Annotated in this window: 11 protein-coding genes; 3 read left to right on the top strand and 8 right to left on the bottom strand. The window is 50.1% G+C overall.

The features are described 5' to 3' along the window. Nucleotides 1-44 precede the first annotated feature (44 nt). From cobD to pilM, 6 genes are all read right to left on the bottom strand, one after another. A complete protein-coding gene (gene cobD / locus PN498_RS24930) occupies nt 45-1,157 on the bottom strand; it encodes a threonine-phosphate decarboxylase CobD (RefSeq protein ID WP_272066161.1) in 1,113 nt (370 codons plus the stop codon). A 15-nt stretch (nt 1,158-1,172) separates the two neighbouring features. Further along, nucleotides 1,173-1,448, bottom strand: coding sequence for an HU family DNA-binding protein (locus PN498_RS24925; protein WP_272066160.1), 276 nt, complete (start codon nt 1,446-1,448; stop codon nt 1,173-1,175). Between the two features lie 314 nt (nt 1,449-1,762). Continuing rightward, nucleotides 1,763-4,021 (bottom strand): AMIN domain-containing protein, encoded by a 2,259-nt coding sequence (locus tag PN498_RS24920; protein ID WP_272066159.1) that lies wholly within the window; start codon nt 4,019-4,021, stop codon nt 1,763-1,765. An 87-nt stretch (nt 4,022-4,108) separates the two neighbouring features. Next, nucleotides 4,109-5,041: a hypothetical protein gene (locus tag PN498_RS24915; RefSeq protein WP_272066158.1), complete on the bottom strand. Its 933-nt coding sequence runs from the start codon at nt 5,039-5,041 to the stop codon at nt 4,109-4,111. After that, nucleotides 5,038-5,826, bottom strand: coding sequence for a PilN domain-containing protein (locus PN498_RS24910; protein WP_272066157.1), 789 nt, complete (start codon nt 5,824-5,826; stop codon nt 5,038-5,040). Before PN498_RS24910 ends, PN498_RS24915 begins: the two co-directional genes overlap by 4 nt. A 3-nt stretch (nt 5,827-5,829) precedes the next feature. Beyond that, nucleotides 5,830-6,939 (bottom strand): type IV pilus assembly protein PilM, encoded by a 1,110-nt coding sequence (pilM, locus tag PN498_RS24905; RefSeq protein WP_272066156.1) that lies wholly within the window; start codon nt 6,937-6,939, stop codon nt 5,830-5,832. Between the two features lie 560 nt (nt 6,940-7,499). Between pilM and purT the strand changes: the two genes are divergently transcribed. Together purT and PN498_RS24895 are read left to right on the top strand one after the other, a co-directional pair. Continuing rightward, on the top strand, nt 7,500-8,723 hold the full coding sequence (purT, locus tag PN498_RS24900; RefSeq protein WP_334312288.1) for a formate-dependent phosphoribosylglycinamide formyltransferase: 1,224 nt from the start codon (nt 7,500-7,502) through the stop codon (nt 8,721-8,723). A gap of 190 nt (nt 8,724-8,913) precedes the next feature. Beyond that, complete coding sequence (locus PN498_RS24895) at nt 8,914-10,209, top strand: ABC transporter substrate-binding protein (protein WP_272066155.1); 1,296 nt, start codon at nt 8,914-8,916, stop codon at nt 10,207-10,209. A gap of 63 nt (nt 10,210-10,272) precedes the next feature. Here the strand turns inward: PN498_RS24895 and PN498_RS24890 are convergent, their stop codons facing one another. Then, a complete protein-coding gene (locus PN498_RS24890) occupies nt 10,273-11,235 on the bottom strand; it encodes a M48 family metallopeptidase (protein ID WP_272066154.1) in 963 nt (320 codons plus the stop codon). Between the two features lie 114 nt (nt 11,236-11,349). Next, a complete protein-coding gene (locus PN498_RS24885) occupies nt 11,350-11,538 on the bottom strand; it encodes an NAD(P)H dehydrogenase subunit NdhS (protein ID WP_272066153.1) in 189 nt (62 codons plus the stop codon). Nucleotides 11,539-11,939: 401 nt separating this feature from the next. Here PN498_RS24885 and PN498_RS24880 point away from each other — a divergent pair, with 401 nt between their 5' ends. Continuing rightward, nucleotides 11,940-13,760, top strand: coding sequence for a DMT family transporter (locus PN498_RS24880; protein ID WP_272066152.1), 1,821 nt, complete (start codon nt 11,940-11,942; stop codon nt 13,758-13,760). Nucleotides 13,761-13,879: the final 119 nt, after the last annotated feature.

Below are 13,879 nucleotides of genomic sequence, written 5' to 3'. Positions count from 1 at the left end.
ATCCTCTTCATTGCAATGGCTTCAGCTTTTTGGGTTGTTGTGGACTAAGAAGGTATAGTTTTGCACTGAGTGAGAGCTTTGACAAGTATCGCGTTTTCTTTTGCAGAGCGGACGGCAACGCGAATGTAGCGATCGCCCAACTCAGGAAAGCTTAAGCAGTCGCGGACCAAAATGCGATGTTGCTTCAGTAAATCAAGCTGGAGCTGCGAGCCAGGGCGATCGCAACGAATCAGAAGATAGTTTGCCTGTCCCGGTAGGGGATGCAAGCCAGGAATAGCCTGAAGCTGCTCGAATAGCTTTGAGCGGGCAGTCGCCAGCCATTCCCAGGTTTGCTGTTGATAGTCGTGATCTTGCAAGACGGCTGCACCCACCGCTGCTGCAAGGATATTAACAGGCCAAGGATCGCGCCACTGCTGCCAGCACTGAAGCTGATCGGGATGAGCGATCGCATAGCCTAAACGCAATCCAGGCAGGCTGTAAAACTTGGTGAGCGATCGCAAGACAATTAGATTGGGCCATCGTTCGATCTGATCAATCAGGCTGCATTGAGCTTCAGGCGGCAAAAAATCCATGAAGGCTTCGTCCACCACGACTAAGGCAAACGTCTCTAAGAGTTCAGTCAGCAGGTCTAAAGGAATGACCAACCCAGTCGGGTTATGGGGGGTATTTAGCAGGAGTCCACAACGATTAGAGGCATGACATAGCTGCTGATGAAGCGTGGTAACCCAATCAACGGCATTATTTTCCGCCGCAGTAAGGGAGATTGGGCAAGCAACCGTTGGAGCATTAAAGGTTGTCAGCGATCGCTGGTAGTCGCCAAAAGCAGGCGTAAAAAAATAGACGGCCTCTAGTTCAGCCAGCGATCGAGCGGCCCAAGTTAACAGCTCGGCGGCTCCGTTGCCAGGGAGAATCCATGCTGGAGAAATACCATGGTGGTGTGCCAGAGCCTGTTTCAGAGTGCTGTAGTCAGGATTGGGATAGCGGGATAGCTGATCGAGATTATTGTGGATGGCTGCGATCGCTGAATCCGGTGGACCCAAAGGATTGATGCTGGCAGAGAAATCAAGCAAATCATGGGGAGAACAGCGGGCCACTTGGGCAGCCCACTCAACGTTCCCCCCATGATTAGGTCGAGTATTAAACGGAATATCTTCCAACGGAATTGTTGATTTCTATTTGCTCACCATCTCTTTGAACTGCTTACCTGCAGAAAAGGCAGGCACTTTAGTTGCAGGAATAACCATCGTTTCACCCGTTTTGGGATTGCGACCTTCCCGCTCTTTACGATCACGACGCTCAAAAGAGCCAAAGCCAACCAGGGTTACTTTATCGCCGCTAGACACCGTTTCCATAATGGCTTCAATGGCAGCCGTGAGAACTGAGTCAGCTTGCTTTTTGGTAACGCCCGATTTCTCGGCAACCTTATCAACCAATTCACCTTTGTTCATGTTTGTGAGTCTCCTTCTGGGGAACAGAGATCTCAGGGCGGCGATCGAAACAAAGAGGTCTCTTTGCCCGAATCGCTGAAACCCCTGACATCCCGGAATTTCACTGCCCCATTCTAAGGGCAACTTTCAAAATATGGATCGTTGAAAGCTTTAATTTATATCGATTCCGGCGATTTTTTACGAAAGGTAACGTAATTACGTCCTTTCCGCCTTCCTACCAAAGCGAAAAAAAAGGCCAAAGCCCTTTAAGAGAGAGGGTTTTGGCCTTTTTACCAGAACAGGAGGTGTGTGAACTCAAAAACGATGGCTAAGTGTTAGCGCTCCAGTAATTCTTGGACTTCTTCACTAGGTGTATAGGAATAACCGAAAGTCGACTCTTCAGAATCATCTAGAATCTGAGGTGTCAGCAGCACAACCAACTCTTGACGAGAATTTTCACGGTTCGTACTCCGGAAAAGCGCACCTAACAAAGGTAAATCACCCAGAATCGGCACCTTTGTGACCGTGGTTCGATCAGTTTCTTGAATAATGCCTGACAGCACCAATGTCTGACCGTCTCGGACACGAATCTGACCGGAGGAAAGCTGACGTTCGGCCAGAAGGGTTACGAAGGCATTGTCTACCCCGGTGAATCCGAAGGTTGCGACCCCTGTCGGAGCTGAGATTGAGGGAGCTACAGACAGCGTTACGAAACCATTGTCATCAATGCGTTGAACATCCACCTGAAGAATCAGTCCAGCAGGTTCTGTCTCTACGCTAAGGGTCTGCGAAACCTGTCCAGTATCAGTGACTTCTTGATCAACTTCAAAGTCGGTAATCACATCCTCCGTCAGTTGCACAGAGGCGGTCTGGCCTTCCTGCACAATCAGGGTCGGATCAGTCAGAATCTTGCCATTCCCCTCTTGAACAGTAGCCAGGACCTGGAAGAGAAAGTCTCCTGTTGATAAAGCAGGATTGTTCCCAGAAAGGTCTTGAGGACCAATGGGAACCACACCAGGCTCAGGAACTGAGCCTGTTCCACCGGGAGCTTGTCCGCCAAAATTGATGACGCCAACACCACCCTGGGAAGCGAAGTCAAAGTTGCCAATCGAGAATGAGAAGCTGGTGCCAAAGGCATCCAAAGCATTCAGATCAATATCAATGACCTTGACGTTGACAGCAACCTGACGGCGGCGGAGGTCGAGCCGGACCAGCTGAGCAGTAGCGAGTTCAACTAGCTGAGGTGAGCCTACTAGCGTGACTGAATTGGTTCGTTCTTCAGCGATGACCTGAAGACCACGGAAGATAGGATTGCTATCCTCATATTCAGCCCGCTGAGTTTCGATTCTTTCTTCAGTGGTCGTCTGCGTTTCTGTAATGGGGGGAACACCCTCTTCAACGGAGACTGCGTTAACAGAGGTGACTTGTCGTTCCCGGCTAACAGCGCTTTCAGCTCCCAAGCCCACCAAGAAATTACTAGCAACCGCTGCGTCAATTTGGTTTAAGCGCAGAGATCTGACAACAATGTTTTGAGCTGAGGTGGGGAGATTCGGCCCCACGTAAATGGTTCTGCCTACACGGTTGGCTTGTAAACCGGTGACGCGCAAAACGCTATTGAAGACGTCCTGAACGGATTCGTTTTCAATATCAAGACTGATGGGAGGCCCTTCTCCGGCGGCGGCAGCGGCAGCTTCTTCGGTTTCTTCTTGCCCATTGGCATCAATGAAGACAAGGTTTAGACCGGCGGCTCTTGCCAGCAAAGACAGCACTTCCCGTGAGGGAGCATCTCGCAAAACTAGTCTGGGAACCCGTTCAGCAGTGCCCAAATCAATGACACCGAAGTCAGGAACAGTTTCCGAAACGGCAATATCTCCAACCGGAGGAGCCACTGCGGCGGGTAAGAATGGCGGCGTCACCTGCACCTCAGGGGCAGGTACTGGCACACCCTCAATAATGACTTGGGGATTAGGAACCAAAACATCCGGTTGAGGTGCCGTGGAGTCTACTTCCCCCTCAGTTGCCTCTTCTGGTTCGGCAAGCGTCTCTGGCGGCGCATCAGGAGTCTCTGCCTGAGCGACCGTTTCTGGATTAGGGACGGCGATAATATCGTCAGCGGCTTCCGGTTCACCAGGAACGGTCACTAACTCGTCAGGGACCGGAGTACTGGCTTGAGGGACCGTTCCTTCAGGCTGAGCAGCAACGTCAATGATGATACCGCCATTACTGGATTCGCCGATGGTTCCCATCGGAATACGATCGCTCCCATCCACAGTCAGTCGAACGCTATTACCGTCCAACGGCGTCAGTGCGATCGCCTCGATTCCAGGAGCTGGATTTTGCTGTACGAACTGCTCTCCTTCGGCTAGTCGGAGCTGGGTTCGGACAATATCGGCTCGCAGAGTATGCCCCTGGTTGACCGCAAATACTTCTGGAACATCCCCTGCTTCCGTTTGCAGAATGATCTGCGCTCCACCATCAGTCGGGATAACTTCTACCCCTGTGATCATGGTGGATGTTGCATACACTGGTTGCGCGGCTAGAGCCAACAGGGTACTGCCCGCCAAGCAACTTCCATATCCTAGTAATCGTTTCACAGTTCACTCCCTCTCACAAAAGTTCTGGATTTTGATGATGATTGACTCCCCCCTGCAGACATTGGCTCACTCCTCACAATCGAACCACTATGACTCTGGAGCCGCTTCGCCTTCGGCAGGGGCCTCTCCTTCTGCCCCTTCTTCGCCCTCGGCAGGCACAGGAGCAGGGGGGATGGGAGGTTCTCGGGGGTCGCCGATGGGCACTAAAACTTCCATCGTGAAGGATGTTTGTAGGGGACGGACACCTAAGCGATTGAACTCTTCTTCCTCGGTTTCAACGCCTGCTGGAATATCTGCCAGCGATTGATTGAAATCTCGAATGATGAGCAAGGGTTCCAGTCGCTCTAGGTTGAAAAGAATGTTTTGCGTTTGAGGGAAGAGACCTCGAAGGTTTACGTTGACAATCTGCTTTTCTAACTTGCCGTTCAGCTCTGGACCATACTCATCCCCAACAGGACTGGGTAAGCCAACGGGGTCAAAGCTGATCAGTTCTGACGTGAAGACTTGTCGTTGGGCAATTGGATCAGCCGCAAATTCGCGAATGATGCGATCAACTTGCTGCTGACTCAGACCGATGGACGTTAGTGTAGCGGCCTGGGCTTCAGACAAATTGCCAGCGATCGCCTCAGCGATCGAAGCGTTGCTCCTTTCGATTTGTTGATTGGTATCTAGCAGCAGCGTGTCTAGACTGTTGGGGTCGCCCAACAGGCTGTAGATGCCTTCTCGCTGAGTCAGCACACGATCTAGCTCAGCCTGGACCTCTTCAATTCGCCGTAAGCTTTCTTCCTGATTGTCCAGGGTGTTTTGCTTTTGCTCAATGCGGGCTTCCAAATCGTTTTTCTCGATTTGCAGTGGTGTCACTATGCGGGTGAACAGGAAAGCGGCTCCACCTAATCCCAGCACCGCCAAAGCAATTCCTTGAACTTTGGGCGTTAGCTCAACACCGAAGGCCACTGGATAACTCGGGCCTTCAAGATCCTCCATGTCCTCAACAGGAACAAAATCGTCGTTGTATGTCATGGTGTCTCGATTACTCCTGAATCTCGAAGGGCACGAATTCGAGTTGCCAAACCCACAGCTCCCTGACGGTCTAGGATGTCTAGCAAATCGGCAGAAGGAACATCGGAGAAGTTTCCTTCCAGAGTGAAGTCCACCAATACTTCAGGTCGATTGGGTGGAGAATTGGGACAGACGCCATCAATATCAGGATCGAGTAATTCATCTCGCTTTTGTGCGTTGGCGATCGCAACACTGCTCGCTTCCAATAAAGGCGATCGCTGTAGCGTCAATAGGAAGTCATTGACATCATCAAAAGAACAAGCCACCCCACTCACGTTGACGCCTCCGGTTGCTGGTGGGGGAGTGCCTTCGCCTTCAACTCCACTCGTGGGTACTGGAGTACCCGCTGTTTGGGAGACCGAGACGATCTGAATGCGGGCTGGAGTGCGATCGCGCAATTCCTTTAAGAATGCAGACCATGGACGGATTTGATTAAAGACGTTCACGAACGCCTGGTTTTCTTGCCGCACCAGTTCAATCTGCGCTTGCACAGTTTCAATCTGCTGAAGCTGCTCCTGAATGGTGGCAATGGCAGCATCTAGCTCCTGTTCTCGTGCTTCCAAGCGCTGGATTGCGTTTTGGAGATACAGCCAGTATCCGCCGACTAAACCCAACGCCGCGATCGCCACTGCCAATCCAACGAACAGGGGGGTTCGATTTCCGGCTGGGGACGCTCGCTTAACTTGAGTCACCTCAACAGGCCGGATTTCCCGATCTTTCAGAAAATTGATGTCTAGACCGTACATGCCCTATACCTCTCTTAGCCCAAGACCAATCACCGTCGCTAACCCAGGACGCTCTTCTAGCGCAATGTCCTCGGCTACGTCCAACGAAAGCGCTGCCACTGGATCTATCTGGCTAGCAGGGAGGCTTAATCGCTGAGCAAAAAATTCATCCAGTTGCCCAATCGCCGCCCCAGGCCCAGCTAACAGCAACTGAGCGACTTCCATATCTTCAGCTTGGTTGAGGTAGAAATCAATTGAGCGCCTTAATTCATCTGAAAGCTCGCCTAAAATCCTGAGCATTGCAGCAGTCCCTGGATTTGAAGCCCCGCCTGTAATGGGTTGAGGCGATCCAACTGTATCCATAGGCGTCGTAGGAACCGTCATTCCTTGCAGCAAGTCAGTATTGCGGGACGGCGGCAAGTTCATGGCACGACTTAAAGACCCCTGAATTTGAAATGTTCCAATGGGAACCGAGCGGGAAAAATGAGGAATGCCATCGACAACGATAGAAATTTCTGTGCTTTCAAAACCGATATCGACGATCGCAGCAGCCTCTTGTGGAGTAAACTGCCGTAGCTGATCGCGAATCGTTCGGATCAGCGCAAAGCTGGTTGTTTCTAATACTGCAAGATTGATCCCTGCTTGCTGAAATGTCTCGATGTAGGAATCTGTAATTTCTTTTCGGACCGCAACTAACAAAACTTGGACCTTTTCAATTCCATCCTCGTCAACAAAAAATCCTAGCTTTTGATAATCAACGTCTGCCTCTTCTCGGGGGAAAGGCAAATAGAGGCTGGCTTCCTGATTTAGGACCATTTCCCGAAGCTCATTTTCATCCAGTTCAGAAGGAACTGGAATGACGCGAGTAATGGCTCGACCTGGAATACCCGTCGCAGCATATTTTGTTTTTAATCGCCCCTCGACCAACCCGGTCTGAATGGCCTCTGCAACTGCAGGAGCATCAATAATCTGCCCCTCTTGAAAAGCACCTTCAGGCAATTCAACAGAAGATCTTGTTTCAAGCTTTAGCTTTTGCCCCTGTTTTCGTACCTGGGCGATATTAACCCGTTCAGGAGTAAGCTCAATACCTACACTCTGACGCTTGGAGGAAAATAGGGACTGAATGATGTTCACCGTCGTCTCCGTTCACACCTTCATTAACAAAAACGGATGTCTAGTTGTACTCTGCTAAGCCAATTTTGAAGTAAACGTTTACAAAAATTGTGCTAAAGCATAGTACATAATTTAGGTCGGAATTGCTACCGAACTAAATAGGACACAATTTCTCAGGGATCAGGAAAGCTCTCGAAGAGCGATCGCCGCTAAAAATACGATTTTCGAGCTTGACACACTTATCCGTAATTTCAGCAAACGCCAAGCTTGGCATCAGCAAAGCGACTGCTTCCCCATAGACGATCGCATTAGATCCGATTCAATTATGTCTTTCTCAACCTGACTTTAGAGCAAGCCGAGAATCTGCACCCCTCCTTTTAAGTCGTTAATGCGATCATTAACCCCAAAAAACTTTTGGTTGACTCACTAAAGACTCCTTTAGAACCAACCAAAATCGTTCAAAATTGGAAACTTATTGATTGATTCACCTGAGATGTTACACACAATCTAGAAAAGTGAACCAACTAATATAAGAAAAAATCGAAAAAATCTATCGATTTGTCCTGATTGGGTGTGATGTTATGCGTGAGATGGCTGCTCAAAGCGATGAGTCTATTTGGGGAACCCCTACCCTATCGGATGCAAAACGCTTGCTGCTGCTGGGATCGGGTGAATTAGGAAAAGAAGTTGCTCTAGAGGCCATGCGCTTTGGGTTAGAAGTTACCGCTGTTGATGCATATGCGGATGCTCCCGCGATGCAAGTAGCTCATCGTGCTCACGTGATCAACATGCTGGACGGGACACAGGTTCGGACAGTGATTGAGCAAGAGCAACCCAGTTTAGTCGTGCCTGAGGTCGAGGCGATCGCGACAGACACCTTAGTGGACTTAGAAAAAGAGGGCTGGACTATCATTCCAACAGCTAAAGCGACCCGTCTCACCATGAACCGAGAAGGGATTCGTCGTTTGGCAGCGGAAGAACTGCATTTGCAGACCTCACCCTATCGCTTTGCCGAGACTTGGGAAGCCTATCGGGCAGCTGTAAACGACATCGGTTTGCCGTGTGTGGTTAAGCCCATTATGAGTTCGTCAGGAAAAGGGCAGAGCTTAGTGCGATCGCCCGAGGATATGGATGCTGCCTGGAACTATGCCCACAAGGCTGGTCGGGGACAGGCGACCCGAGTCATTGTCGAGGGCTTCATCGAATTTGAGACCGAAATTACCCTGCTGACCATTCGTGCTCAAGATGGCACGTTCTTCTGCCCTCCCATTGGACATCGTCAAGAATCTGGCGACTATCGGGAATCTTGGCAGCCTTGTCCGCTTCATCCCGAGACGGTGACAGAATGTCAGCAAATCGCCAAAACCATCACGGATGCTTTAGGCGGATGGGGCGTTTTTGGGGTAGAGCTATTCATTGCTGGAGCACCGGATCAGCCCCAAAAGGTCTACTTCAGCGAAGTTAGTCCTCGACCTCACGACACAGGTATGGTCACCCTGATCAGCCAAAACATCTCCGAGTTTGAATTGCATGTGCGAGCGATCGCAGGTCTCCCCATCGGTGACATCACGCTGGTGCAACCAGGAGCCTCAGCCGTCATTCTGGCTACTGGCTCCAGCGATCATCCCCGCTACACAGGCATGGCCAAAGCCCTTACCGTTCCCACCAGCAAGCTCCGGCTATTCGGCAAGCCCCGCTGTTATCCCAATCGTCGTATGGGAGTGGCGCTAGCGCTGGGAGATACCGTCGCAGAAGCCAGAGAAAGAGCGATCGCTTGCGCCAGTCAAGTCACCGTCCTCCTGTAGGTGTATTTGGGCAGTAATCCATTCCCGCACTTAATGCTTTGTCAGCATTCAAAATGGCAGTATTCGCAGGTTGTCGAAAATATTTGAGCGCTAAATGATGACAGCCCCTGTAATACGCCATCCTAATGTCTAGTGGTGGTCACGATGTTCTATTATCCTTGAATCGTCTCTCCCACAGTTCCAAAAACATATGGCTCACATTTCCCGTATCTGGAAACGCTTTGGTCTCTGGATGGCGATCGGTCTACTGGCTAGCTGGCTCATCAGCTGCGGCAACCCCAATTCAACTTCTGGTGCTGCCTCCGATGGTCCTCAAGAAATCGAATTCTGGACCATGCAGCTACAGCCAGACTTCACCGACTACTTCAATACGCTGATTGCTGAGTTTGAGGCCGAAAATCCAGAGATCACCGTGCGCTGGGTTGATGTGCCATGGGGAGATATGCAAAGCAAAATTCTAACGGCAGTTTCTGCAGGCACAGCCCCTGACGTGGTCAACCTGAACCCGGATTTTGCTTCTCAGTTGGCGAGTAAACAAGCCTGGCTGCCTCTGGACGATCGCGTTTCTTCCGATGCAAAAGCCCTCTATCTCGACAAAATTTGGACTGCCAACACCTTAGACGACGAAAGTTTTGGGCTGCCGTGGTACCTCACCACTCGTGTCACCCTTTACAACCGGTCTCTGTTCGAAGAAGCCGGAATTACTGAGCCACCCACGTCCTATGCTGAGTTGGCAACCGTAGCTAGAGAGATCAAAGAAAAAACGGGCAAATATGCTTTTTTCATCTCCTTTGTCCCAGAAGATGCTGCCGACGTATTGCAGTCCTTTGTGCAAATGGGCGTGCCTCTAGTGGACGACAATGGCGATGCTGCTTTTAATACGCCAGCAGGCAAGGCCGTTTTCCAATATTGGACAGACCTATATCAACAGGAGTTGCTGCCGCGCGAAGTACTGACCCAAGGGCATCGGCGTGCAGTAGAGCTATACCAGGCCGGTGAAACTGCCATTCTTGCGGCAGGAGCTGAATTCCTCAGCACTATTGAGAAGAACGCACCAGAGATTGCAGAGGCAACCGCTAGCAGTCCTCAAATCACTGGAGAGACCGGCAAGAAAAACGTTGCTGTTATGAACTTAGTGATTCCTCGCTCTACCGATGCACCGGAAGCTGCTCTTGAGTTTGCTCTCTATGTCACGAATGATGCCAACCAGTTGACTTTCGCAAAAGCGGCTAATGTTCTGCCATCAACAACAGCCGCGCTATCTGATACCTATTTCACGGAGCCTCCAGCAGATGCCCAGCCTGTGACAGTGGCGCGTTCAGTGAGTGCAGGACAAATGCAGGATGCTGAGGTTCTGATTCCAGCGATGGAAGATGTCAAAGTCTTGCAAAAAGCTATCTACACTAATTTGCAAGCCGCCATGCTAGGACAAAAGACCGTAGATCAAGCAGTGGCGGATGCTGCCGTCGAATGGGATGCTCGATGAATGTCACCTTTACCCGTCAATAAATCATTGACTCACCACTAGCCTATTTCTCAAAGTGCTGAGCTATAAGTGTCTGAGCCTTTCCAATTCATCCTGTAAATCGGCGAGTTCTCGGCGCAGCCGATCTACCTCACCATTTCTGGCGGTGGCTCCCACATTAACCGTTCCATCGGTATGCGATCGCTGATAATGGCCCGCTTTAATCCGATGATACTCGTCAGAATTGGCCCAAGACTTCAGGTAGCTGAGGCGATCAACCGGAAACGGATGGCTCAGCATTGGCCCCTGACCATTGCCGTTGTAGAGCAGGAATTTGTAGACCTGGCTAAGCCCATCCTCATCAAGGTGCTGATAGGCTTCAGCCTGCTGTTCAAACGCGGCAAAATTCAACTCATGGGCAAAGCGGTTGCTGCCACCGGCAATGCGCATCATCGTTTGACCGACAAGTTGCCAATTGTCAGTAACCAGTAATGCGGCGCGATCGCAAGACAACTCAGCCATCCGTCGCCATTCATAAAAGGCGTAAATGAGACCAGTGCTAACAACATTACCAATCCCAAAGGTTAGCTCGCCAATGACAGACGCCGTATTCATGGCCCAGATTGCCATTTGCGTCAGAGTCGTATGACCACATTTGACATGCCCCAGCTCATGAGCCATTACGGTACGAATTTCATCATCACTCAGAAGGTCCAGCAATCCTGTGTTGATGACAATGCAGGGATGCTCTTCCCCAATTGCGTAGCTATTTACCTGAGGATTTTGAGCAACAAAAAGCGTAGGTTCCGGCTGCACATCTAGTGCCCGCACACAGTTGCGAAACATTTGATAGAGACTAGCGTATTGCTGAGGCCCAACCTGCACATTGTTGCCCATGAGCGAAACAAACTGGGGTCGCTCGTACATGAACTCGACGAATTTCCGCGCAACGATGTCAAACCCTGGCACAGACCTAAGGGTAGCTTCAGCTTGCTGGTCCAGGGGATGGCGAAAAGCATCGCGACTAATTCCAGGGTAGTCAGGCATAGCATTACAGTGGCAAATAAAATTGCCCCTCTAGTTTAACCACTGCCATCCTGTTGTCTCTGAAATATTCAGTGCGTCTTCACAGGCACTACAACCAGAACCCCAATTGTTGATTTACTTCTTGCCGCGACGCTTATCCAACGGCTCCAACTCAGAAGCATTGAAAGTAACTAGCTTGTCCCAGTTGCCTCCTTCAAACAGAACGGCAACCTTACCATCCGAAACTCGCTGCACCTGCCCTTGAAATCCGTAGTAGGTATCGCTAAGGTTAACCACGCGCACAGCAGCACCGGGAAAAAACATCGCTAAAAGGTTTCCTGACAAGACAGCTACTTCACTCTTCTAACATAAAATTGAGGCGCCCATCCCGTTTTTGAGGTGGATTGTGTGGTTAGGAAAATTCAATCATTGGTTTTTGGGAGGTATATCATCGTTTTAGGCAACGTGTGCAGTCCAAACGAGATCTTTCTTTTATTTCAAAGTGGGAAAACAGGGGGCCAAGTTGGAGATATGGGGACACCGGTAGCTTGTCAGAAATGAGTTATGAAGGTCTCGAAGGAAGGCTCAGTTAACAACGCAGTTCTTAAATAAACGAGATCTTTTTCAAAATTTTGAGCACAATAGCAGCAATAAGTTAGGAATAGCGTTAACTGACTAGGTAGTTTAGAGAGGGCGATCGCGCCAGATTAGAGGCAGCTATATTCATGGGCCAATCGGATAAAAAACCCAATAATCCACAAGATGAGGGAAAAGCCGCCCGTGAGGTTTTGCGGGGCCTTTCCCGAGACCTGAGAGCGCTACAAGATGACCTTTCAGGACAGTTAAAGCAGGATATTGTTCGCTTAGAAGGAACGAAGCATCGTCTACTCAACGACATTGAAATCCTTGAGGAAGAATATCAGTCGCTGCAAAAGAGATACACGGCTTTGAAGAGCCAAGAGGAAACCGAACTGAGTCGCCAGCAGTTGGCTCAACAGCAGGTTTGGGCGAAGCGTCTCGCTCAGGCTCTCGCGTCTCATCTGCAAAGTCGCCTAGTGGAAGGATTACACAATAGCGGCGCGATCAATGGTTCGGCGCAACAAGAATCTCTGCAGCATGCCTACCAGCTACTGTCTTCATTAGATTCCAGCCTGAACGAAACCTTACATTCCCTACAGCAAGACCTCAACAGCTATCAAAGCTCCTTGTCTCAGCAAATTAATCGTATGCACAGCATGGAGCAACAGGGTGAAGCCATCTTAGATGCTTTAGTTAATCGTCTCAGTGTTCAACTGCAAACCCAAATTGCTCGTCCTCAAGCAATTCCGTCTATCGGCAACGGGCATGGTGGTCCAGTTCCCGCACAACTCTACGGCTATCAGCAGTCAGATGGTCCTTTTCGACCCTCGTTACCCCATGAGCACTCTGCTGCCTTTTCGTCGAATGCAGCAGGTTCGCCCCAGTCGATGTCTGCTCCGCGGGCGTCATCTGCTGGTCAGAATTCCGCAGCCCAGTCGGCCAAAGCCATCAATTCCACGTCTGCTTTTCAGAAGGGATTGATTTTTATCATCTTGTCTACACTGGCCTTGTCTTTCCACAACGTTCTAGTTGGAATTATTGGCTATGGGGGACAGATTTTTGGACGTATTCCCATCGAGGGTATTTTTCCGCTCAATATTCCCAATTCATTGATGCTGCTCTGGCTGAGAATGTTGGTTGTGCTGCCACTCATGATGCTGGTAGCAGGGCGCATCTATCCCAGAGTGTGGTCAGATATTCGCCAATTCTTCAAGGCAAACGATAAGCGTCCGCTTTTTCAAGTAATGGCAAGTGGTGGGTTCCTGTTCATGTCGCAGGTGCTGATCTACAAAGCGATTTCAGACATTGGTCCTGGTGTGGCGGTAACGCTGCTGTTTATGTATCCGCTGATTACGGTGCCTCTGGCCTGGTTCCTTTTTGGCGATCGCCCTACCCCTCTACGGGGCTTGGTTATGTTCGCAATCACGGTCGGCATTGTATTTACAGCGCTTCCCCGCATCACGAACGACCTAACCTTTGGGCCTGTTTCGGTCTGGGGTATAGTTGCAGGATTGCTCTCCAGTGCTGCTTTTGCGCTTTATCTCATTTCAATGCAGTTGAGCTTTCGACGATTTCATCCTGTTCCTGTCAGTGTTGTGCAATTCACAACTATTTTTTCGCTCACTAGTCTAATTCTGATCGGTGGTTCCTTCTTCGGTCTCCAAACGGGAGAACCCAATAGCTATTCAGGACTCTATTTATCAGGCGTGTTGCTGGGCACGCTCACTTTGTTGGGTTATCTGTTCAACAACTACGGAGTGCGACTGATGGGGGCAGCTCAAGCTTCTATTGTGGCCTCCAGTGGTCCTGTTTTGACAGCTATCCTGGCCTACCTGATTACACCGGGTGAAAAATCAACCCTTCACTTCATCCAGTGGATTGGCGTTATTTTAGTGACTCTAGGCGTTCTAGCTTTAAGTCTAGAGAAACTGACCCGCAAGCTCAAAGTCAAAAAGGTTAGATCCTAAAACTTGATGGTCTTCCTTGCGGCTTGTGTCGGGACTGCGTTGCGATCGCTTCAGTTTTTCCAGAACTCAAGCCCGACAGACTATTAGAACACTACGGCAGAAATAGGCTCACCCTTCAA

Source organism: Oscillatoria sp. CS-180 (genome assembly GCF_028330965.1).
Classification (GTDB): Bacteria; Cyanobacteriota; Cyanobacteriia; order Phormidesmidales; family Phormidesmidaceae; genus Halomicronema.
The sequence above is the reverse complement of the archived record's forward strand: the minus strand, read 5'-3'. Positions and strand labels throughout refer to the sequence as shown.

Excerpts from the sequence above, each read along its gene's own strand:
- PN498_RS24925 (WP_272066160.1), bottom strand. The coding sequence starts at position 1,448 with ATGAACAAAGGTGAATTGGTTGATAAGGTTGCCGAGAAATCGGGCGTT.
- PN498_RS24915 (WP_272066158.1), bottom strand. The coding sequence starts at position 5,041 with ATGACATACAACGACGATTTTGTTCCTGTTGAGGACATGGAGGATCTT.
- PN498_RS24910 (WP_272066157.1), bottom strand. The coding sequence starts at position 5,826 with ATGTACGGTCTAGACATCAATTTTCTGAAAGATCGGGAAATCCGGCCT.
- purT (WP_334312288.1), top strand. The coding sequence starts at position 7,500 with ATGCGTGAGATGGCTGCTCAAAGCGATGAGTCTATTTGGGGAACCCCT.
- PN498_RS24895 (WP_272066155.1), top strand. The coding sequence starts at position 8,914 with ATGGCTCACATTTCCCGTATCTGGAAACGCTTTGGTCTCTGGATGGCG.
- PN498_RS24890 (WP_272066154.1), bottom strand. The coding sequence starts at position 11,235 with ATGCCTGACTACCCTGGAATTAGTCGCGATGCTTTTCGCCATCCCCTG.
- PN498_RS24885 (WP_272066153.1), bottom strand. The coding sequence starts at position 11,538 with ATGTTTTTTCCCGGTGCTGCTGTGCGCGTGGTTAACCTTAGCGATACC.
- PN498_RS24880 (WP_272066152.1), top strand. The coding sequence starts at position 11,940 with ATGGGCCAATCGGATAAAAAACCCAATAATCCACAAGATGAGGGAAAA.